This window comes from Nocardia sp. NPDC004260 (assembly GCF_053603155.1).
On the sequence record NZ_JBSGEZ010000056.1, the window covers coordinates 21,163 to 42,672 of the forward strand.

At 66.4% G+C, this 21,510-nt stretch carries 21 protein-coding genes and 1 pseudogene; 12 read left to right on the plus strand and 10 right to left on the minus strand.

Going from position 1 to position 21,510, the window contains the following annotated elements; genetic code table 11:
* Positions 1-124 precede the first annotated feature (124 nt).
* The 3 genes from ACWEO7_RS27510 to ACWEO7_RS27520 all read left to right on the plus strand — a co-directional run bounded on the left by ACWEO7_RS27510 (position 125) and on the right by ACWEO7_RS27520 (position 5,189).
* Positions 125-1,693: a GMC family oxidoreductase gene (locus ACWEO7_RS27510; RefSeq protein ID WP_452427391.1), complete on the plus strand. Its 1,569-nt coding sequence runs from the start codon at positions 125-127 to the stop codon at positions 1,691-1,693.
* Positions 1,690-3,390, plus strand: a complete 1,701-nt coding sequence (locus ACWEO7_RS27515; protein WP_452427393.1) for an aldehyde dehydrogenase family protein — start codon at positions 1,690-1,692, stop codon at positions 3,388-3,390. Before ACWEO7_RS27510 ends, ACWEO7_RS27515 begins: the two co-directional genes overlap by 4 nt.
* A 122-nt stretch (positions 3,391-3,512) precedes the next feature.
* Positions 3,513-5,189: a long-chain fatty acid--CoA ligase gene (locus ACWEO7_RS27520; RefSeq protein WP_452427437.1), complete on the plus strand. Its 1,677-nt coding sequence runs from the start codon at positions 3,513-3,515 to the stop codon at positions 5,187-5,189.
* Positions 5,190-5,297: 108 nt separating this feature from the next.
* On the opposite strand, the gene ACWEO7_RS27525 is transcribed toward ACWEO7_RS27520, so the two are convergent.
* From ACWEO7_RS27525 to ACWEO7_RS27535, 3 genes are all read right to left on the minus strand, one after another.
* A complete protein-coding gene (locus tag ACWEO7_RS27525; protein WP_452427395.1) occupies positions 5,298-5,765 on the minus strand; it encodes a hypothetical protein in 468 nt (155 codons plus the stop codon).
* 11 nt (positions 5,766-5,776) lie between these two features.
* Complete coding sequence (locus ACWEO7_RS27530; protein ID WP_452427396.1) at positions 5,777-6,985, minus strand: zinc-dependent alcohol dehydrogenase; 1,209 nt, start codon at positions 6,983-6,985, stop codon at positions 5,777-5,779.
* A gap of 69 nt (positions 6,986-7,054) precedes the next feature.
* A complete protein-coding gene (locus ACWEO7_RS27535) occupies positions 7,055-7,396 on the minus strand; it encodes a DUF3140 domain-containing protein (protein WP_450026074.1) in 342 nt (113 codons plus the stop codon).
* Between the two features lie 139 nt (positions 7,397-7,535).
* Between ACWEO7_RS27535 and ACWEO7_RS27540 the strand changes: the two genes are divergently transcribed.
* The 3 genes from ACWEO7_RS27540 to ACWEO7_RS27550 all read left to right on the plus strand — a co-directional run bounded on the left by ACWEO7_RS27540 (position 7,536) and on the right by ACWEO7_RS27550 (position 9,052).
* Positions 7,536-8,138 carry a hypothetical protein gene (locus ACWEO7_RS27540; protein WP_452427438.1) on the plus strand — a complete coding sequence of 201 codons (603 nt, stop codon included), beginning with the start codon at positions 7,536-7,538 and terminating at the stop codon, positions 8,136-8,138.
* A 132-nt stretch (positions 8,139-8,270) separates the two neighbouring features.
* Positions 8,271-8,618, plus strand: a complete 348-nt coding sequence (locus ACWEO7_RS27545; RefSeq protein WP_452427398.1) for a hypothetical protein — start codon at positions 8,271-8,273, stop codon at positions 8,616-8,618.
* Positions 8,615-9,052 carry a MerR family transcriptional regulator gene (locus ACWEO7_RS27550; RefSeq protein WP_452427400.1) on the plus strand — a complete coding sequence of 146 codons (438 nt, stop codon included), beginning with the start codon at positions 8,615-8,617 and terminating at the stop codon, positions 9,050-9,052. Before ACWEO7_RS27545 ends, ACWEO7_RS27550 begins: the two co-directional genes overlap by 4 nt.
* A 160-nt stretch (positions 9,053-9,212) precedes the next feature.
* Here ACWEO7_RS27550 and ACWEO7_RS27555 read toward each other — a convergent pair whose 3' ends face one another.
* Positions 9,213-10,235, minus strand: a complete 1,023-nt coding sequence (locus ACWEO7_RS27555; RefSeq protein WP_452427402.1) for an Lrp/AsnC family transcriptional regulator — start codon at positions 10,233-10,235, stop codon at positions 9,213-9,215.
* A gap of 132 nt (positions 10,236-10,367) precedes the next feature.
* Here ACWEO7_RS27555 and ACWEO7_RS27560 point away from each other — a divergent pair, with 132 nt between their 5' ends.
* Positions 10,368-11,222 (plus strand): NAD(P)H-binding protein, encoded by an 855-nt coding sequence (locus ACWEO7_RS27560; protein WP_452427404.1) that lies wholly within the window; start codon positions 10,368-10,370, stop codon positions 11,220-11,222.
* Positions 11,223-11,400: 178 nt separating this feature from the next.
* Positions 11,401-12,163: pseudogene (locus ACWEO7_RS27565) on the plus strand (lipase family protein).
* A 143-nt stretch (positions 12,164-12,306) separates the two neighbouring features.
* Here the strand turns inward: ACWEO7_RS27565 and ACWEO7_RS27570 are convergent.
* The 5 genes from ACWEO7_RS27570 to ACWEO7_RS27590 all read right to left on the minus strand — a co-directional run bounded on the left by ACWEO7_RS27570 (position 12,307) and on the right by ACWEO7_RS27590 (position 18,118).
* The gene (locus tag ACWEO7_RS27570) at positions 12,307-13,323 is read right to left on the minus strand and encodes a hypothetical protein (RefSeq protein ID WP_452427405.1); all 1,017 of its coding nucleotides are present in this window, start codon (positions 13,321-13,323) and stop codon (positions 12,307-12,309) included.
* A complete protein-coding gene (locus ACWEO7_RS27575; RefSeq protein ID WP_452427407.1) occupies positions 13,320-14,654 on the minus strand; it encodes a Dyp-type peroxidase in 1,335 nt (444 codons plus the stop codon). The genes ACWEO7_RS27570 and ACWEO7_RS27575 overlap by 4 nt, the downstream gene beginning before the upstream one ends.
* A gap of 18 nt (positions 14,655-14,672) precedes the next feature.
* Positions 14,673-15,233 (minus strand): hypothetical protein, encoded by a 561-nt coding sequence (locus ACWEO7_RS27580; RefSeq protein ID WP_452427409.1) that lies wholly within the window; start codon positions 15,231-15,233, stop codon positions 14,673-14,675.
* Between the two features lie 71 nt (positions 15,234-15,304).
* On the minus strand, positions 15,305-17,500 hold the full coding sequence (locus tag ACWEO7_RS27585) for a serine/threonine-protein kinase (RefSeq protein ID WP_452427411.1): 2,196 nt from the start codon (positions 17,498-17,500) through the stop codon (positions 15,305-15,307).
* A gap of 171 nt (positions 17,501-17,671) precedes the next feature.
* Entirely contained in the window at positions 17,672-18,118 is a 447-nt protein-coding gene (locus ACWEO7_RS27590) for a CBS domain-containing protein (RefSeq protein ID WP_452427413.1), read from the minus strand.
* A gap of 146 nt (positions 18,119-18,264) precedes the next feature.
* On the opposite strand from ACWEO7_RS27590, the gene ACWEO7_RS27595 reads away from it, so the two are divergent.
* Positions 18,265-18,831, plus strand: a complete 567-nt coding sequence (locus tag ACWEO7_RS27595; RefSeq protein WP_452427415.1) for a TetR/AcrR family transcriptional regulator — start codon at positions 18,265-18,267, stop codon at positions 18,829-18,831.
* 73 nt (positions 18,832-18,904) lie between these two features.
* On the plus strand, positions 18,905-19,936 hold the full coding sequence (locus ACWEO7_RS27600) for a medium chain dehydrogenase/reductase family protein (RefSeq protein ID WP_452427417.1): 1,032 nt from the start codon (positions 18,905-18,907) through the stop codon (positions 19,934-19,936).
* 154 nt (positions 19,937-20,090) lie between these two features.
* Here the strand turns inward: ACWEO7_RS27600 and ACWEO7_RS27605 are convergent, their stop codons facing one another.
* Entirely contained in the window at positions 20,091-20,285 is a 195-nt protein-coding gene (locus ACWEO7_RS27605) for a hypothetical protein (protein WP_452427419.1), read from the minus strand.
* A gap of 167 nt (positions 20,286-20,452) precedes the next feature.
* Between ACWEO7_RS27605 and ACWEO7_RS27610 the strand changes: the two genes are divergently transcribed.
* Positions 20,453-20,758: a hypothetical protein gene (locus tag ACWEO7_RS27610; RefSeq protein ID WP_364426146.1), complete on the plus strand. Its 306-nt coding sequence runs from the start codon at positions 20,453-20,455 to the stop codon at positions 20,756-20,758.
* Between the two features lie 76 nt (positions 20,759-20,834).
* Entirely contained in the window at positions 20,835-21,317 is a 483-nt protein-coding gene (locus ACWEO7_RS27615; RefSeq protein ID WP_452427421.1) for a nucleoside deaminase, read from the plus strand.
* Positions 21,318-21,510: the final 193 nt, after the last annotated feature.

Consider the following 21,510-nt stretch of genomic DNA (forward strand, 5'->3'; position numbering starts at 1 on the left):
CCGCCGTGGATCGGTAGGCCCGTGCACATGGTGGCTCGAGCATCCCGCCAGCAGTATCGACTGCGACAGTGACCGGGGTCATAGCGCCCCGATTCGAGAACTGATTTCGAGAGAGGTGCCGACCGTGTACGACTATGTCGTCGTAGGCGCCGGATCCGCTGGATCCGTGCTGGCGAGCCGATTGTCCGAGGACCGGCGGGTCCAGGTCGCCGTGATCGAGGCGGGGCCGCAGGACACGGCGGACGAAATCCATCTGCCGGTCGCATTTCCCTCTCTGTTCAAAAGTCCGCTCGACTGGGATTACGACACCGAGCCCGAAGCCGGGCTGCAATTCCGCCGCGCCTATCTGCCGCGTGGGCGTGTGGTCGGCGGAAGCAGCTCCATGAACGCGATGATCTACATTCGCGGAGCACGTGCCGACTACGACGGGTGGGCTGCGGGCGGCGCCGACGGATGGAGCTACGACGAGGTCCTTCCGTATTTCATGAAGGCCGAGGACAACGAACGCGGCAAAGACGCCTACCACGGCGTCGGCGGGCCGCTGGCGGTGAGCGAAAGCCGATCGCGGCATCCACTGGGCGACGCGTTCCTGCGCGCCGCCGAACAAGCGGGCCACCTCCGCAACGAGGACTTCAACGGGCCCACGCAGCTGGGCGTCGGTCGCTATCAGGTAACACAGCGCAATGGCATGCGGTGCAGCGCCGCCGTCGGTTACCTGCACCCGGCCGCGTCGCGCCCCAATCTGACGGTGATCACCGGCGCGCTCGCCCATCGAGTGGTCATCGAGAACGGCCGCGCGACCGGTGTGGTCATCGGCCGGGACGGGAGCACGGAACTGATCCAGGCCCGGCGCGAGGTTGTTCTCGCCGCGGGCGCATATGGATCGGCGCATCTGCTGCTGCTGTCGGGTGTCGGCCCCGCCGAACAGCTGTCGGCGTTCGGGATCGAGGTGGTCCGTGACCTGCCGGTCGGGCGGAACCTGCAAGACCATCTGTCGGTGTTCCTCAACTACCGCACCGATCGCGAATCGCTGATGACCGCACTCACCCCGGAAAACCTCGCTCTGCTGCAGGAACAAGGGCGCGGCCCGCTGACCTCCAATATCGGCGAGGCAGGGGGCTTCATCGAGACCCGCGGCGGTCTCGCCGGGCCCGACATCCAGTTCCACATGGCGCCGGTGCTCTTCCACGGCGAAGGCATGGGGGCCGCGACGGAGCACGGATACGCCTTCGGCCCGTGCCTGATCAACCCGACGAGCCGCGGCGAAGTCACCTTGCGTTCCGCGTCCCCCGGCACGGCGCCACGTATCCACCACAACTATCTCCGGACCGAAGAGGACCGCCAGAGCGTGATCGCCGGCCTGCGCAGCGCCCTCGGGATCGCCGATCAACCCGCGCTGCGGGAGCTCACGACTGGTGAATTCGCAACCCCGCCAGGCGATTCGGATGCCGAGCTGCTCGATTTCGCGGCTCGGACGGCACAGACCCTGTACCACCCGACGTCGACCTGCGCGATCGGTGCCGTCGTGGACCCGCGATTGCGCGTGCTGGGATTGCGTGGTCTGCGCGTGGCCGACGCGTCGGTCATGCCGTCGGTAGTGCGCGGAAACACCAACGCTCCCACGATCATGATCGGCGAGAAGGCTTCCGACATGGTCCTCGAGGATGCCGAATCGGAAGGAACCGAAGCATGACCTCGACCGTGACGGCAACCGTCGGCGCCGCGGTCTCCGCGCTACGGCGTGGTGAAGTCGAATGGGCGCGCACCGCGCTGCCCGCCCGGCGCCGACTGCTGGATCAGATTCATGTCAACACGGCGCGGCATGCGCAGGAATGGGTCGAGACCGCGGCCCGGATCAAGAAACTGACCTCGGATTCGCCCTTGCTGGGTGAGGAGTGGGTGAGCGGACCGTACTCCCTGCTGACCGGGGCTGCCGCGCTCGCGGAATCCCTGCTGGCATTGGAGGAGGGGCGCAGCCCGGTCGACGGATACCCGATGCGTCCGGCCCCTGGTGGCCGCACGGCCGTCGAAGTGTTCCCGCACGGAGTATTCGACGCTCTGCTGCTCAACGGATTCCGCGCCGAAGTCTGGTCGCGGCCCGGCGTCGACGCCGAAACCGTTCGCGCCCGTGCGGGCCTGGGGCAGCGCACGCCGACGAGCACCGGCGGCATCGGCGTCGTCCTGGGGGCGGGCAATATCTTCTCGATCGCCCCTCTGGACGTGTTGTACCAGCTCTACGCGGACAACAGGGTGGTGGCGCTGAAGCTCAACCCGATAACCGATCCGCTGCTGCCGGTGCTGGAGAAGATCTTCGCTCCGGCGATAGAGCGCGGTTTCGTGCGCCTGATCACCGGCGGCCCTGAGGTCGGCGCGGCCTTGGTACACCACCCGGATGTGGACGCCGTCCACATGACCGGCAGCGCGGCGACCCACGACGCCATCGTGTTCGGCACCGGAGCGGAAGCCGAACGAAACAAGGCGGCAGGCACGCCCAGACTCACGAAGCCGATCACCAGCGAACTCGGCGGTGTTTCGCCCACCATCGTGGTGCCGGGTCGATGGTCCAACGCGGACCTGCGCTTCCAAGCCGAGCACCTGGCGACGCAGCGCCTGCACAACAACGGGTACAACTGCATCGCCGCACAGGTGGCGGTGATCTCCGCGGATTGGCCGCAAAAGGAGCGGTTCCTCGCCGAACTCCGTGCGGCTATCGGCCGCGCGCCGCAGCGGCCGGACTACTATCCCGGATCCTCGGACCGTGTCGAGGCCGCCCGACAGAGCTACCCGCAGGCGCAAGTGATCGGCGCACGCACCCTCATCGAGGGCCTGACACCGAATCGGCGCGAACCCGCTCTGCACACCGAATACTTCGCCCCGGTGCTCGGCGTGATCGAATTGCCCGGCGGCGACCCGGCCGAGTTCCTGGCGCGGGCGGTGCAGGTATGCAACGACGAGTTCGAGGGCACGCTCGGCGTCAACATCATCGCCCACCCGGCCACCATCAATCAGTTGGGCGACCGATTCGACACGGCCGTCACCGAACTGCGCTACGGCACGATCGCTGTCAACGCCTGGACCGGCCTGGGCTACCTCACCGCCCGCGCGTCGTGGGGCGCCTTCCCGGGGCACTCTCTGACCGATATCCAGAGCGGCATCGGTGTGGTGCACAACGCCTTGCTGATCGCCGAGCCGGAACGAACCGTCCTCCGCGGGCCGTTCCGCCCCTCGCCTCGGTCGCTGCTGCACGGCGAATTCAGCCTGTCGCCGAAGCCGCCGTGGTTCGTCACCAACCGGACGGGCGCCACGACCTTGCGGCGTTTGACCAACTTCGCCAAGAAGCCCGGCGTCGCCCCGCTCGCGCCGATTTTCGCCTCCGCGCTGCGCGGCTGAAACCCATCAGACCAGCCCGGGTCCGGCGGCAACGCCGGCCCGGGCTCACCACCGCTCCCATCGGCCGGGCATCCTCCGAGAAAGACGAGCACGCAATGACTTATCACGAGCACGACCTGCCGATGCCGAGCACCATGCAGGATGAACCTCTTTCCTTGGCGACGTTGCTGCGCTACGCCACCACCGTGCACGCCGATGCCACCGTCCGTACCTGGACGGGCAGCGGGTCGCGGGTACTGACCTACCGCGAACTCGGTGATCGGGCGGCCCAGCTCGCGCACGCCCTCACCGCGCTGGGGATCGGCCGCGGCGACCGAGTGGGCACTTTCATGTGGAACAACAACGAACACCTCCTCGCCTACTGTGCTGTACCCGCCATGGGCGCGGTGCTGCACACCCTGAATATCCGTCTCTTCCCGGAACAGATCACCTTCGTCGCGAATCACGCGGCGGACAAGGCGGTGATCGTCGACGGTTCCCTGGTGCCCGCCTTCGCGCAGGTGCTGCCGCATTTGCGTACGGTCCGCCACGTCATCGTCGCCAACGGTGACGCGGCGGCGTTGCGCGCACCCGAGGGTGTCGCGGTACACGAACTCGACACGCTGCTGGCCGGACAATCGTCCACGTTCGACTTCCCCGTGCTCGACGAAAGATCCGCCGCCGCGATGTGCTACACCTCCGGCACCACCGGTGACCCGAAAGGCGTTGTCTATTCGCACCGTTCGAACTGGCTGCACTCCATGCACGCCTGCACCACCGACGGCATGGGCATCAGGACGGGGGACCGGGTGCTGGCCATCGTCCCCTTGTTCCACGCCAACGCGTGGGGCCTGCCCTACGCCGCGCTCATGGTGGGCGCCTCGTTGGTGATGCCCGACCGATTCCTGCAGCCGTCGCCGCTGCTGGAACTCATGGCAGCCGAACGCCCGAGTTTCGCCGCCGCCGTACCGACGGTGTGGAACGGTGTGCTCGCGGCGGTCGACGCCGCCCCGCAGGACCTCGGCCATCTGCGTGCGGTCGTGGTCGGAGGCTCGGCCGTGCCGCCGCAACTGATGCGTGCCTTCGAGAACCGCCACGGAGTGCGCATCATCCAGGCATGGGGGATGACCGAAACGTCGCCGCTGGGCTGCGTCGCGTGGCCGCCACCCGGAACCGAAGGCGAAGACGCCTACGCCTACCGGGTCACCCAGGGACGTTTCCCCGCTCCGGTGCAAGCGCGCCTCGTCGGCGATGACGGCACGGAGCTGCCCCGCGACGGAAAAGCCGTGGGGGAGGTGGAGGTTCGGGGTCCCTGGATCACCGCGTCCTATTACTCGCCGGATGCGGGAACGGTCGGCTCCGACGCGTTCCGTGACGGCTGGCTGCGCACCGGCGACGTCGGGACCATCACTGCCGACGGCTACCTCACCCTGGTCGATCGAGCCAAGGACATCATCAAGTCCGGCGGCGAATGGATCTCGTCGGTCGCCCTCGAGAACGCGATCATGGCGCACCCGGACGTCGTCGAGGCCGCCGTGTTCGGCGTACCCGACGAGAGATGGGACGAGCGACCGGTCGTCGCCGCCGCGTTGCGGGCCGGAGCGGAGGCGGACGCGGGCGTGCTGCGTGCGTTCTTGGCCGGTAAGACAGCGAAATGGCAATTGCCCGAGCGCTGGACATTCCTGCCCGAAGTGCCCAAGACCAGTGTCGGCAAATTCGACAAGAAAGCCCTGCGCGCCCGGTACTCGTCAGGCGAACTGGATATCGTCGTCATCGATTCGACCAGCGCGCAGACGAACTCGGACAGCAGGGCACGTTGAGCCGGCACAGGCTCGCCGACCCGGCTCCGCGCAGTCGCGAACCCATCACCGAGATGGCCGGCACCGCTGGGGTCATGCCCACATCCGTTGCCGACGTCGTCGCGGGGTCTAACGACCGTCGGCCATGGCGGCGTAGGTGAGGGAAGTGACCAGCCCGTACGCAAGATGTGGCACGAGATCACTGAGCCAGTCGGAACGTGTCCATCGGCGCGGATCGGAAACTCCCGAGCTGAGAAGCGACAGCGCCGTGACGGACATGGCCGTGGCGGTATTGACCGTGGTCGCGGCGAGAATCGACGGCTGCCATCTCATGGAACGGGCGAAACCGTAGGCACAGCCGACCGCAGCGCCGGTCCCCGTGCCCAGCAGCGCACCCGCGCCGGAGATCCGGCTGCGCCGTTGTTCCTCGTCACCGGGCACCTGCACGCCCAATCGGTCGGTCACGCGCTCGACGCTCTGTTCGGGCGTGCGGCTCGGTGGTCGGCCCCGCGCGATCATGTCGAGGAAGGTGACGGCGTTCAACGCGGTCGTGCCCGCGGCTCCCGCTGCGGCGCCGCAGAGGATCGGCTTCAGCATCGCCACACACCTCACATCGGCACGATCGTCTTCAGCCAGCCGTCTTCGCGCCGGTCGAACGTCTCGTAGGCCTCGATGACGGAGAGCGGGTCGGCGCGTTGGGTGATGAAGGCGGCCGGATCGATGTCGCCCCGGGCCACCCTGCCCAGCAGGCCGGGGACGTAGCGGCGGTGGTTGCAGTTGCCGCCTTGAACGGTGAGATTGCGGTTGACCACGGCGCCGATCGGGAAAGCGTCGAAATTCGGCGGATAGACTCCGATGACGCCGACGCTACCGGCTTTGGCGACTGCCTCGAGTGCCCACCGCGCCGCCAAGCTGGGCGCGTCCCCGGCCAACCACTGCGCGCCCTCGGTCCTGCCCTGCGGGGCCGCCTTCTCGCGCTCGGCGTCCAGCGTCGAATCCGAAACCGGAAGATCCTGTGCGGCCGGTCCGGACTTCGGGCGTTGGGCATCCACACCGACCGCGTCGATCACCCTGTCCACTCCGATACCGCCGGTCAGCTCGCGCACCGTTGCCACCGGATCCTCGGCATTGAAATCGATCGGCTCGGCGTTCTGCGCACGAGCGGTCGCCAGACGGTCGGCGATACCGTCGACAACCAGCACCCGCGTCGCGCCTCGACGCTTCGCTGCGGCGATCGCGCATTGCCCGACCACGCCCGCACCGAGCACCAGCACCGTGTCGCCCTGCCCGACTTGCGCCAATCGGGCGCCGAACCAGCCGGTCGGCAGCACATCGGAGATCATGATCGCCTGTTCGTCGGACACCGAATCGGGGATTTTCACCAGCGTCGTGGCGGCGAAGGGAATGCGCGCGTAAGCGGCCTGCAGCCCCGCGACGGGGCCTGTGCTCTCCGGTCCGCCGAAGAAGCTGGTTCCCGCCTGCGGTCCGTTCGGATTGGCGGTGTCGCACTGGGCGAAGTAGCCGGCACGACAGTAGGAGCAGGTCCCGCATGCGATGGTCGAGCACACTACGACCCGATCGCCCTGGCGGAAACCGCGCACCGCCGCCCCGGTCTCCTCCACCACTCCGACAGCCTCGTGCCCGAGCACTGTTCCCGGCTGCATGCCCGGCATCGTGCCGCGCACGAGATGGAGATCGGTACCGCAGATAGCCGAGGTCGTGATCCGCACAAGCGCATCGGTCGGCTCCACTATTTTGGGATCATCGACTTCGTCGAGCCGGATATCTCCCACGTCGTGCCACACCACTGCCTTCATCGAAGCACCCTCCTCGCCGTCGACTTGCAGATCGCACACCCCTCCGCTTGCCGCGCGATGCGGAGATCATCACGACGGCTGGAGTGGGTCGTGTCCGAGTGACATCAGATGCCTGCGCCAGTCGTCTCTGCCCGCGCGCGGCTCGCGCTCTGCTTCCGCACCGCGCGCCGCGGTGATTTCGTCCACGGCCCGGCGCATCACCGCAATGTCGTCGGCATCGAGGTCGGTACGACGTTTGCCGAGAACCGCAAGGATGTGCCGACCGATCTCCGGCCCCGCGCGCTCGGGTTCCGTTTCGGTGCCGGTGTCGGCGCCTTCGGTGCGCAGCCAGTCGCGCAACTGCCGGGACGACATATTGACCAGGCGGTGGAATTCCTCCCATAGCTCGTCGTCGATGACGGTTTCGGCCATGGCTTCACCTCCAGTCGGTTGTCCCGGCGAACGCGTGGCGACTACCCGGGCCTGGGTCGGCCAAACCACCGTTCGGAGCGCATTCCGAATGCACTCGCGGGTCCGGGTTCGTGGACGCCGAGGCGGGTACGCGCCGGATGTGTATGGCATTGATCTCAGAGAAATAGCGCAACGGCGGGGCCCGTTCGTATCGCTCTGCGTCGACGCCTCGCACAACACCGAAGACGCCGAGCAGCAAAAAGCGTTACGGTGGCGCTCGATCCGCGAGCAATTGGCCGCCCAGGACGTTCCCGAGAAGGCGCTGACGCTTCTCGACGACACGATCAGCAAAGTCAGGGCGGAGCAAGGGCGGGCAGGCCGCGTGCTGATCGCCGATTCGGACAGCGTCCTCGTCGATCACATGCTCGCCGAGCCGCCCGCACGCGAGATTGCCGGTGGTCACATTGCCGCAGGGTGGCTCGATCGTGCCCGTCGAAGGTGCTGTCGTACCCCGGGAAGGGGTCGCCACACTTTTGCGCCACCGCTAGCGCGCCGGTATCCAGCAACCGCAACAGGAGAAAATCCCATGGAACGAGGAAATAGCAAGCACGGTCCCGTACACGACGACGAGTTGGCCCACGAGTTGGAAGGCACGATACGAGGCAATCGTTCCAGCCGAGCAGAAGAGTGGCGTGAGCCCGAGCCGCCGGCTGACGACGACACCCTCATCAACGAACAGGTGCAACGGACCGAGCATCCGTAGCATTTCGAACCGAATCATCAATTCGCCGGACGCGCGAACGCTGGAATACAGCAGTGCGGAATGGTGGGCACACGCATGTTTCCGCGGTTCGAGGTTGCATCTCGTACCTGGGTACAGGGTTACCGTGAGGGCATGATGATCACGCCTCCCACCGGGGATTGGGTACCGGACTCGTGCACGCTGCCCACCGTTGAACAGTCGGTACGAGTCGCTGAGTTCGACCGGTTCTTCACCGAAGCGGTGCGGCGCACGGATCGGCCCGCGCCCACGCGACTGCATCTCTTACTGGCCGCCGGCACGGAGGGGGAGGGCCGTGACCTCGCCGCGCGCGAGTCCGGTTGCTGCTTGTTCTTCACCTTCGGCTTCGATGCCACCGAGGACGGTCCGGTGATGCGTATCGCCGTTCCCGACAATCAGGTCGCGGTCCTCGACGCGCTGGCCGTGCGGGCGGACGCCTGGATCGGCGGCTATCGGCGTTGACCGGGTTGCGCACCGGCGAGCTGGCCGCGGCCGCCGGGGTGAACACCCAGACGTTGCGGTACTACGAGCGGCTCGGTCTGCTCGCCGAACCGCAGCGGTCTCTCGGCGGGCATCGACTGTATCCGGAGCGGTCCGTCACGGTGTTGCGTGTGATCAAGGCGGCCCAGCGGCTGGGGTTCACCCTCGACGAGGTCGCCGAGCTTTTGGCCACCACCCGATCGGGTCGCCGTAATGCGGTCGGGCTACAAGCCCGCGCGGCGGCCAAATTGGCCGAGATCGACGCGAAACTCACCGAGCTGACCGCGGTGCGCGACACCCTGCATGCCGCATTGGAGGCAGGTTGTGACGACTTGCTCGCCTGCAGCGAAGCCTTTGCTGCCCAGTACCGTTTCGGCACCGACTCCGCCGGTGAAGGAGGCGAGTGTGGGTGCTGAGCGCCCGCGGACGACGCTGGTGGGAACCGATCGTGCTCGGCGCGCTTCTGTGTGTCGGATGCTGCACGCTTCCAGTCCTGGTCGCCGCCGGAATCTTCGGCGGCGGGGTGGCGTTGGTGAGCGTTGCACGAATGCGGGATGCGGCTGCGGCACGGGCGCCTCACTTTGAATTCGCCGTGCTTTTCGAACGGCGGGTGGCTGTGCCGTGCCTGGTGCGTTCGGTGGTGACGTGACCCGCGGCTTTGACCGTGGCGAGTACGGGCGTCACTTCCAGGGTTCGAATGGCGTCGTCGCTGCCGAGGCGGCGGGTCAGGTAATGGTGCAAGGCGCTGGGATTCGGGCACATCGCCTGCGCCACAAGGTTACTCGGACCGGTAGTGGCCAGCACGAAGGCGAGTTCGGGATGCCGCGCCAACTCGAGGCCGACCTGGTCGAGCCGTGCGGGAGCGACCGACATCCACAGCAGTGCCTGGGTGGTGGCGCCGAACAGGGTGTCGTCGGCCTGGACATCGAAGAAGATCTCGCCCTGCGCCCGTAGATCGGCCAGGCGGCGCGCGACTGTCGCCGGGGACCATCCGGTGGCTGCCGCCAACTCGGCCAGCCCGGCCCGTCCATCGGTCTGCAGCGCGGACAACAAGGCGTCGTCGGCGCTGGAGAGCCCGCGTGCGGACAGCGCGTCGTGATGGCGTGGTGTGAGTTGTCGCTGCTGGTGATCGGTGAGCGTTGCGACTTGTCCGTGCCACGGCGTCGGACCGCCCAAATAGGTGTGCAGCACGTAGTGAGCCGACACGGTCGTGATACCGGCGGTGCGGGGGATCTCCTGCAGCAGCAGCGGATGTGCCGCGTCCGCCTGGTGCGGCATGCGAAGGATGAGAAGGATTTCCGTGCCACCCGACAGGAGTTTGATCCATGAAGTGTCGGGTCGTCGGGCGAGGGAATGAGCGAGTGTCCGGGCTGCCGTCGTGGTGGCGCCGAGGCGGACCAGCCAGCGGGTGTGGTCGTCGCGGTCGAGACGGCTCAGCCCGACCACCCGCAAGCCGGCCTCGGCGCGCAGTCGCCGGTAGCGCCGGGCCACCGTCTGCGTCGACACACCGACCACCGTGCCGATACGGCTGAACGGTGCGCGGCCATCGAGGTGCAGAGCATGGACGATGCCCCGGTCCAGCTCGTCTATAACGGTCATTTCTTTCAGCATTCCGTCTTCAATGGAAAATTTCCACTGATATCTCCCTGTGGGTGGAGCTAGCGGAGGCTCCGGATCGATGCTGGTCCCGTCGTCGGACAGCGACGGCAACGATCCACTGAAGGGACTGTCATGATTCTGGTTACCGGAGCAACCGGCACTGTCGGCCGCTCGCTCGTCGACCGACTCGTCGCCGCGAAGGTGCCCGTGCGCGCGATGACCCGCAGGCCCGCTGCCGCCGGTCTTCCCGCTGCCGTCGACGTCGTCGCGGGCGACTTGGGTGATCGCGGCAGCATCGCCGCGGCGCTGCGCGGGGTGGACCGCGTGTTCCTGCTTTCCACCGGACCCGACATCCCGACCCACGACGCGAACCTGATTCGCGAAGCCACACGCGCCGATGTCGCGCACGTCGTCAAGCTGTCCTCCGGGCGTACCGGCGACGACACCGCGACCGACCCCATCCCGAGCTGGCATCGCCGCGGTGAACAGGCCCTGCGCGACAGCGGCATTCCGTGGACGATCCTCGGCCCGCTCGGGTTCATGGCCAACGCATTGCACTGGGCCGACTCGATCCGGAGCCGCGACAGCGTGTTCGCCGCCTACGTCCACGGCCGCATCGCGGTCGTGGACGAACACGACATCGCCTCCGTCGCCGCCACCGTGCTCACCACCGACGGCCATGACGGGCGAATCTACCGGCTCAGCGGACCGGAGGCTTTGACCCCCGCCCAGATGACCGCCGTACTCGCCGACGTGCTGGGCAGGCCGCTACGGTTCGTGGAAGTCGAGCCCGCCGCCGCCCGTCAGGCGATCCTGGACCACGGACTGTCCGAGATCATGGCCGACGCCATCATGGCACTGCGCGCCACCGCACTGGAGTCGTTCACCTCTGTCGTGCATCCGACGGTGCAAGATGTCACCGGCGTGCGGCCGACCTCGTTCCGGGAGTGGGCCGCCCGACACCTTGCCGACTTCGCGCGTGTGTGACAGCGCGTGCACATCTCGATTCCTAGCGTTTCAGATTTTCCTGCGGCGTGTCGCTGAAGGTCAGCCCGCAGCGTCGGATTTGAATGCAGGCTGGCTGGTCGACAAATGCGCGAACTACTGGAGGTAGAAGATCGTGATCCGGCGGTTTCTTTTGCCCGGCAGCAGGCGCAGCGGTGCGATCGGCGGTGTGGCACTCGGGCTGCTCTTGGCGACGAGGGCAACCGCGCAACCGCTGTATCCACTGCCCGATCCGGACCCGTTCTATGCCGCCCCGGCGGATCTGGCGGCACACGAAGCAGGGGATGTGCTGGGTGTGCGGGCACTGCCCGCGCTGGCGATCTTCCCCGCGGCCACTGTCACGCTGGTCAAGTTCCGGTCCACCGACTCGCACGGAGCGCCGATCGCGGCGACTACGACGGTTCTGACTCCCTTCGGCCGACAGCCCGGCGGGCCGCTGTTGTCGTATCAGCACTTCATCAACGCGCTCGGCACCGGCTGCGCGATATCGCACAAGCTGTACAGCGACGATCTGAACCTGGTGGCGACCACGCCGATCTTGAATGTGGCGCTGGCGCGGGGCTGGACTGTGGCGCTGCCGGATCACGTCGGACCGCAGTTCGCTTGACAACACCTCGATCGTCGACAGCCGCGAAGCCCGCTCGGTGGTGGAGGAGAACAGCCTGGAACTCGCTCCCGAGATGCCGGAAAACCCTGTCCTCGAATGGCATTCGCCGAAGGACCAGCATATTCCGCTCGGTGCCACCGAGAATACCGTCCGCCGCTGGTGCGCGGCCGGGGTGCGGGTGCAGACGGTGCTGGTGCCCTCGGTTGAGCTGCCCTCCGCGCTGGAACATTTGGCCCCTGCGGTATCGGGTGCGCCTGCGGTGCTGCTGTGGCTCGAAGCCCGGGCCCGCGGAGAGCTCGCCCCTACCAACTGCTGACATCGACGCCCAGGTAGCGGAGCGGAACTGCGGCATGTGGCCGCCGAACTCGCCGGGGCGGATGGCTCCTGACCGGCTTCACCAACTGGGACTCCGCCCGCGTCGAAGTCGAACGAGGTGGACCCCGCCGATGTGATGCGCCGTCACTTCATCAGGGCGAAGTTGCGCCAGAGGTTGGTGAGGCTTTCGGTCCCTCCGAACAAGGTGGTGAAGTTGGTGGAGTCGATCATGACGATGTCGCTTGCGCGTCGTTCGGTAGGCGGCAGCCAGATCAGGGTGTTGAATTCGGTATTGCCTTCGGCGGTGAAGGGGTGGGGTCGGTCGAGGTCGATGGGTTGCCGGGCGAGCAGGCGCACGGATGCGCTTGCGGGCGCGGTGAGGTGATAATGCGGGAGGTGGGGGTGGAAGTTGAATGTGGTGACGTTGTCGAGCAGGTGCAAGTCGTCGAGGTCACGAAATGTGCTCAGGGGCGCAATGGATTTCGTGCCTTCGACGACGGCGGGTCGGAGTCCGTACATGTTGTGCACCGGAACGTCGAGGGCCTTCATCAGTGAGCGGGTGTAGGCGCTGAAGCGTTGTTGGCGCGGCACCAGCGGGTCGCCGTGGTGTTGGTATTCGACTTGGCGTTGCTGAAGGTCGTCGGTGCAACCCACGTCGTGATGGGGCGCCAAAAGCAGACAGGTGCCTTCGCGTCGCAGCCATTCGTCGAGGGCCGCGATCTCGTCGGGCGTGGCTTCTGCCTGACCGAGAACGTGGTCGAGGCCGAAGATCATGAGGGTATCGGTGTCGGCCAGAATGCGTTCGTCGAGGGGCAATTCGAACCCGGCTTGATCGATGCGCTGGAAGACCGCGACGGGGTGGCCGGTGGCCTCTCCGGCGATCTGCTGGAAGGTGAGGGTGGAGCGGTGGAACAATTCCAGCGTTCCGGCGATCCCTTGCAGAAAGTGCGCGGCGTCGTACTCGGGCGTCTCGTAGGCAGGCCAAGCCGCTTGGCGCACCTCGGTCATGGTGGAGAAGCGGTTGTCGAGCGCGGCGGGATCGCGCTGGGCTTCCCAGGGATAACTCCAAGTCCAGTAGATGCTCAACCGGCGTCTGCCGGGAGTGTAGGTACGTGGCAGCTGAGATTGGTTGTAGGTGCGTGCCCGGGTGACGGTGCTCATGGTGCCACCTCGTTGTCGGTAGGAGTGCAGAGGTAGCGCAGTGCGCGAACACCGGGCATGAAGAAGTACGCGCCACCCCTGAGAGTTGTGAACGCCGGTAATCCTCTGATGGTCTTACGGATCGGACGTTTGGGGATCTTGTATTCCAGGGTGCCGTCTTGGTTGCCGATGATCGGATCCCGCTCGTTGCCGAGCTCGTGGAACGTCTTGTCGTTGATCCACACGTTCTGGGCGAATTCGAATTGGCGCACCAGGCTGGCACACAGCACGAAGGCCGCGATTCCGCGCTCGGCGCCGTCCTCGGAAACGCCTTCGGGGAGATGCGGTCCGTAGGTGGCGCCGCGGCGGATCATGCGCCGCCGCTGCATATTCACCGCGGTGTCACGGGGATTCAGCCTGCGGATGTGCGAGCCCAAAGGCACCGCGTACCCGTAGGGGTCCATCTGTTTGTAGTTGAAATCGTTGTTTCGCTGCATATCTGCCCCGAGTTCGGGATCGTCCCGCTCGGGGGCGAGCACCAGGGGAGCGCCGCTGCGCCAGCGGCCCATGAGTTTCGCGGCCAGCAACTCCTGTTCCTCCGGGGTGTCGGTGTGCTCGGCCAGGAAGTCGCGGAATCGCCCGACGTGTTCTTGTAGGCGCCGGTAGGCCATGTAGCTGCCGTTGCGCGACAACACCTCCGGTTGCGGCAATCCCACCGGAGGACCGTCCTCGTCGGGATATCCCAGGATGAACTCGCCGGCCTTGATCGGGGCACCCGTGCCCGGTGTGGGCTGCTCACCGGAGCCTTCGATCACCGGCTGCGACAACCTGTCGCGGTAGCCGAAATGGTCGTGCGGGTACTCCAACGGCGGAACGGCCGCGAGGTCCAGCGACGACAGCACCGTCACTCCGGTGCAGCGGCCGACCAGCTGGTGGTGCTCGTGCACCCAGCGAGCGCGTTCGGCGTCGTCGTGGGCGAACAGGATCGCGATCGCGTGCAGATCGTCGCCCGCCAATCCACCGACCCAATGGTCGGGGTGATCGGTCCCGGTGTCGCCCAGGACGCCGGCCCGCGCTGCCATGCCCTGGCGGAGCTCCTCGGGGAACGTTGCCAGTGACTGTTCGGGCACGCCGAGTGCGCGTAGGCCGGTCCAGGTGAACGCGAGCGTCACCCACCGGCGGTCGGTGGTCACAGAGCGTTGTGCGTCGGCAGCCGAGGCCACGCGGTCGACCATGGCCGACAGCCACGCCCGCCCACCGGTGGCACTGGCGAACGACAGGAACTCGTAGCGTCCGGTCAGCGCGGGGACGCGGGTCAGCAGAATGTGCTGAATGTCGTCGAGTTCGAGCATCAGCAAATCTCTCGGTCGCTACTGCATCTGATCGAGCATGTCGGAAAATGCCGCCTTCACGCGCAACGCCTTCTTGACCTCGTCCGCGGTCACATAGGGATACTCACCGTACTCGAGGAAGCTCGGGAATTGATGCTCACGAAAGAACTCGACCACCGCCTCGGTATTGGTCTTCCAGTCTTCGGGGAACCCTTCGAGGTTCACGAATACGGTTGTGATGCCCGTCGACAGGAACAAGGCGATAGCATCCTCGACGTACTTGTCGAAGTCGGTGTCGAAGATCCCCTGATATTGGAAACACAATCCGTCGCCGATGTCGAACAGTACCCACCGCAAGTAATGCAGCCGGAGCGGCGCCAGCACAGTGGGATCTTCGGCGACCGTGGCCTCGATTTGCTTGCCGTACTCCCGGATCGCCTCCTCGCGGCCGGGTTTGACCCGCGCGATGATCGAGAAGCCGTAATTGGCAGGTGTGCGGGGAAAGATCGGCCCGTACCGGCCTCGCTCGAGCTCGAAGAACCCCTCCTTCGGCAGGGCCATCGCCGCCGGCCTGGACCAATCAGCATCGCCTGTGGTCATGTCCGCCTCCATCTCGAGCGGTGCGGCGCGGAGCGAGCTGAAATCCCTTGGCCGAACCGCTCTCGTCGTTGTTATCTGATGGTTTGTCCGAAGTGTGGGTCTCGAAATCCATCGCTTCCCTTGGGTAAGCGGATTGCGACGATCGCTGAAGCCGGGGATGGATGGGGCTGCTGGTCCGCATTGCCGCCTGCGGCAGCGGGCCGCGCGCCGGTCGAGCCGACCCGCCGCATTTCGACCGTGGCACGGCTGGTCTCGGGACAAGGATCCGATTTCTCGCGGGTCCATGTACCGGTCAAGAATTCGGCGGGGTCGGGACCCACGTCGGACGCGAACAAATCCCAATGAAATGTCGCGTTGGTGTGCGGCTCGTTCGATTCCGCGAAGCAGGGAAAGGGGATGCTGTAATCGGCCTGCCAGACCCCGCCTTCGAGCATCAACATCGGAGCGAAGACGGCGCGAGGATCTTTGCGGGGATCTGTGCCGGAATCTGTGTCCGTCGTTGCGGCGCAGCGGTCGCCCTCACGCATGCACAGGGTGTTGTATTGCTGCCGGAACTTGTTGGGCGGCGGGGGATTGGGAACGTCTGGTGTCGCGGTATATGTGATGGTTACGTCATAGGCGCCGCTGATCGGCGCGATAGTCGGGCTAGGACCGCGGTTGGGGACGGTTTCGGGAGGGACGACGTCGACCTTCGGATCGATCTCGCCGACGCGGGAAAGCTTCATCTCTTGCTGTTGAGTGTATGCGCAAGGGCCACCGACGAAACTGAAGGAGTTTCCGGTCCACGCCGGGATGGCGGGTCGGAATTCTAGCCTCTGCCATGCCGGGACGTTCTGCGGCACCTTGGTGATCGGATTTTCGCAATCGCGGTCGGGGCGGGGCCGTATGTCTCTTGTGATCGTCCACGTGCCGTCGCGATAGTCCGCGCTGAACTTGGCCGGGGCCGTCTCCCGCTCGGTCTTGCTCTGGCTGGTTATCGAGGCCACGCAGCGTTCGCCGTGCGATGGACAGTCGGATCGGACTGACCATATCCTTTCTTGTGGGGGACTGTTGTCCGGCTTCCCGTTGAGAATTTTGGGCGTGTAGGTGACCTCGTATTTGCCATCGAAAGCCGCCTCGGGCTTCGATGGCTGGCTCAGCCACCAGATACCCGACCCCAGGGCCGCAGTGATGAACGCGGCGACCACGGCGACGACTATCGGAACGACAGGCCGCTTACGTCGAGGCGGTGCGGTGCCGTCCCGTCGGGATCCCCCGCCCGATTCGGATCGTATGGGCTCGAGACCGGGCAGATCCACGGGAGGTCCAGCATTGATCGTGGACCTTTGCTCCGCATACGGCTCTGTGGAGGGTATCGGCGTCGGCGTCCTGGGCCGATCGCTGAGACCTCCGAAGCCGGGGGGCACCGATGTGGGGCCCGATCGAGGGGCGCTTCCGGCGGCAACCGCAGGGGCAGTGGCGAGAGCGTGTTCGGCAGCGGCTGCCAGCTCTCCGGCGGTCTGGTAGCGGTCGTCCGGGTCCTTCGCCATGCCCTGGGCGATGACATCGTCGAAACCGACCGGCAGGTCGAGCCGCCGCATGCTCGGCGACGGGGGAGCGGCGGTCAGGTGCGCCGCGATCTGTTGTTCGGTGCTGGTGCTCGGGTAGGGCGGTATTCCGGTCAAGAATTCGCACAGCACGCAAGTAAGGGCGTATACGTCGGACCGAGCGTCGGCGACCCCGCTGGTGAATCGCTCCGGAGCCATGTAGGCCAAGGTTCCGATCATCGTGCTGGTGCTGGTCAGCGGGGTATTGCTGGCCGAGCGGGCGATACCGAAGTCGATCAGATAGACGAAGCCGGTATCGGTGACCAACAGGTTGGACGGTTTGACGTCGCGGTGCACCAAACTTTGGGCGTGCGCCGCATCCAGCGCCGCCGCGACTTGGGAGATCACCCCAACCGCTGTCGCCGGCTCCATCGCACCATCGCGGTTGAGCAGTGTTCTGGCATCGTCGCCGTCGATCAGGCGCATATCGAGATAGAGGTGGCCTTCGATCTCGCCGTAGCCATGGATCGGAACCACATGTGGTTCGCGCAGTTGAGCGGTGTCGTGAGCCTCCCGCCGGAATCGCTCCCTGAAGCTGGGATCAATCGCACAGCGCTCGGGCAGCAATTTGATCGCCACGATGCGGTCGGTAGCGGTGTCGTAGGCCCGCCATACCTGGCCCATGCCGCCTTCGCCGATCAGCTCGTGCAACCGGTAGCGACCGAACGCTATGCCGTTCACCGACCACCTCCCGCACGGATGAATCGCGTTCGCTATGGAGGATCAGCATCGTGAAAAGGTCGCGTATCGATGATATCGACCTCGGCATTCCTACTGCATCATCGTCGCGGTGCTGCCCGCGTTGCGCCTATGCGAGACAGTCTTCGGCGGGCTGGCCGACGTGTCGGATCCTCACACTTTCTCGGTGGCGGGCAGATGGGCCGCGCAGACCGCCTCGACGAATTCGCCGACGGTGTTATCGGCCAGATTGCGGGCCAGATCCGCCTCGGTGATGATGCCGACCAGCATGCCGTTGTCGGTGACCGGGAGCCGACGGATCCGCTGCTGCTCCATGAGGACCAGCACGTCGCGCACATCGGTGTCGATATCGACGGTGTGCAGTCGGTCGGCGCCCTGCGCCAATTCGCCGGCGGTGGTGGTCTTCGGATTCGCGCCGACACCGACCACCTTCACGACGATATCCCGGTCGGTGACTATGCCGACGGGGCGGCATTCGCCGTCGCAGATGGGCAGTGCGCCGATGTCGAGCTGCCGCATCCGCTGGGCGGCTGCCTCCATGGTTTCCCGAACACTGATGTGCTGTACGTCGGGCCGCATGATGGTCCGCGCGGTCGTCATGATGCATCTCCTTCTATTACGGCGGCGTGTTCGCTACTCCGATCATCATTCGACGGCGGCGAACCTACCGACAGGGCAGAAGGTCATCTGGCGAACGCCTCTGGCACCGTTGCGCAACCTCGAAGAGTGAGTGTACAGTCACTCACATGAGCAGACGTGCCACTCTTTCCACCGCGGAACTCCGGCGCGAGGCCGTCGTCGACGCCGCGATCGACGAGTTCGCCCGCACCGGCTATCACGGCACGCCGATCGCGAGCGTCGCGGCACGCGCATCGATCTCGCCCGCGTACGTCTTCAAGTTGTTCCCCGGCAAGGTATCGCTGTTCGTCGCCGCGCTCGATCGCGCCTTCGAACTGATCGAGGAAGCGCTGTCGGCCGGTGCGTCCCGGCCGGGCGAGACCGACCCGGATGCGATCCTGGACCGGATGGGCGGTGCCTACGCCGAACTCATCGCGGACAACAGACTGCTCATGGTGCAGGTGCACGCCCAATCCGCGGCCGACATCCCGGAAATCGCCGCCGCTATGCGCAGCGGGCTCGAACGGGTTACCGCGTTCGCCGCGGAGCGGTCCGGCGGCAGTGCCGAGCAGGTCCAGCGCTTCATCGCCTACGGCCAGCTCTGTCATCTGATCACCACGCTCGACATCGACGCGAGCGCAGGAGGGTGGGCGGCAATGCTCACCCAGGGGATCCGGCACCCGAACCGCATGTAATCGACATCCTGACCGGCGAAATCGCCGTTTACCCACAGAGTGATTGATCAATCACACACTAGGAGGTTCCGAGATGAGCACAGCGAACGTGACAGTTACCGAGATCGTGTTGCCCGGCAAAGTCGAACCGAGCGGACTGCGGGTGCGGCAGCGCGAACTGCCGCCACCCGGTCGGGGGCAGGCGCTGGTGCGGGTGGAGGCCACCGGAGTCTCCTTCGCCGAGCAGCAGATGCGCCGTGGCAAGTACTACGACCAGCCGCCGTTCCCGTTCGTGCCCGGCTACGACTTGGTCGGCGAGGTCGTCGCCGTGGGTTCGGGAGTGGACGCGGCGCTGCGGGGCCGCCGGGTCGCCGCGCTCACCAAGACCGGCGGCTGGCGCAGCCACGTGCTGCTGGACGCCGCCGACCTGGTGCCGGTGCCGGACGGGCTCGACCCGGCAGAAGCGGAGACGCTGGTCGTCAACGGGATCACCGCGTGGCAGATGCTGCACCGGGTCGCCGGAACCCGGCGCGGTGCCACGATTCTGGTGCACGGCGCGAACGGCGGCGTCGGCTCCACGCTGGTGCAGCTGGCCCACGCGGCCGGTATCGCGGTGATCGGCACCGCGTCGGCCCGCAACGCGGACGCGGTCCGGGCGCTCGGCGCGCAGTGGGTGGACTATCGCGGCGACGTGCCCGCCCAGGTCCGGGCGCTGGCGCCGAACGGTGTGGACGCGGTGTTCGACCACGTCGGCGGTCCCGGCATCGTGGACTCCTTCCGGCTGCTCGCGCCCGGTGGCACCCTGGTGTCCTACGGCACCGCGGCTACCCGCGACGTCGAAGGCGATTCCCGGCTTCCCGTACTGAAATTGCTCGCCCGGCTGCAACTGTGGAATGCGGTGCCGAACAAGCGCAGAGCGCACTTCTTCAATCTGTGGGCGGGCAAGCGCGACGCCGCAGCCTTCCGCGCGCGGATCGCCGAGGACCTCGGGCAGGTGTTCGATCTCGCGGTGGCCGGGTCATTGCGAGGACAGGTCGCCGCCCGGTTGCCGCTCACCGAGGTCGCCGAGGCGGTGCGGCTCGCGGAGTCCCGCACGGTGGTCGGCAAGGTTGTGCTGGAACCGTGAACCACGGCTCCTGAACCCCCGACGGTCGCCGGCTTTATCCACGAGTTCACCCGACATAAGGGCTGAAAAACATGGTCTACCATTGCAACCGACTCACCCTGGAGACCGGCGTTACGCAGGAGCAGCTGGACGAGGCGCTGGAAAGCCTGCGCAATCAGGGCCGTGTCATCCCGTCCGTACGGCACTTCAGCGTCTTCGCGACCACGGCGGCGAGTACGAATGGGGCGCCGTTTTCGCCCTCGACGACCTCGGCGGTTATCGGGAGTACCTGATTCACCCGGCGCACCTGCATACCGACCGGATCGGCCTGCCCCAGCCGAGACGGTCGCCACCATATCCGAATGGTCACAGCGATCGGCATTCCGCATCAGGTCGGGTATCCCGGGGGTAGCGTCCTTGTCGCAGTGTGCACGTTCTCTCCTGAGCACCAAGCAGTTTCTGCTCGCTACCACTCGGACTGTTCGTCCGGGACGGTTACCGATTCAGACCGCACGGAACCAGGACAAGGAGATCGTCATGAAAGCCACACGCCTCGTTCGTTTGGGTCTTCCCCCGTTCTTCGCCGCCGCGGCAGCGCTGTTGTTCTGTCCGCCGACCGCCACGGCGCAGGAGATGTGGAACTACAACTGTTCGTCCCATTCGCCGGTGTGGGAAGGCAGGGTGACCGCTATGGACTGCACGCCGTCGAACGGTGCGCCTGCGAGTGGAGAGATCACGCAGCCGTTCCAGGTGAACGGCGGCGAGGTCATGAACTGCTCGTCCGGATGGGCGCATCTCCCCGACTTGATGGGTAAGGAATGCGGACCGGCGCCGATGCGATAGCTGATCGACCGCGTCGGCGGGTGGACCTTGTCGATTCCGGCAAGGCCCACCCGTTTTCTGCTACCAGGATGATTCGATGACCATCGCTGCCGAGGACCTTTCGCACCTGCGCCGCTGCGTCGAACTCGCCAGGGAGGCGCTCGACGACGGGGACGAGCCGTTCGGCTCGCTCCTGGTCTCGGCCGACGGGGAAGTGCTCTTCGAGGACCGGAACCGGATCAAGGCGGGTGACGCGACACGTCATCCCGAATTCGAGATCTCTCGGTGGTCCGCGGCGCATCTGTCGCCTCACGAGCGCGCCGCGGCCACCGTCTATACCTCCGGCGAGCACTGCCCGATGTGCGCGGCGAGCCACGGATGGGTCGGCCTCGGGCGGATCGTGTACGCCGTGTCGTCCGGTCAACTGGTGTCGTGGCTGGCGGAGTGGGGTGTCCCGCGCGCCCCGGTCGCGGCGCTGCCGATCACCGAGGTCGTGCCGGACGCCGTGGTCGACGGACCGGTCGCCGAACTCACCGACTCGATCGAGGCACTCCACCGTGCGCACGCTTTCCGCAGCTGAAGCGGCGCCGCTCAGCTCGGTGGCACACTGACAGCTGAGCCCGGCGCGGCCCGAGAGCTGCTGCGACGCATAGGCGCGTGTAAGACAGTGGCGAAGCGAGGCCCGCTGGATCGACGGCAGCATCGGCCGCTGACCAGATCGCTGCATACGCTACGGCCACCCACGGCGATCCCGCGTTCGAGAACACTTTCCG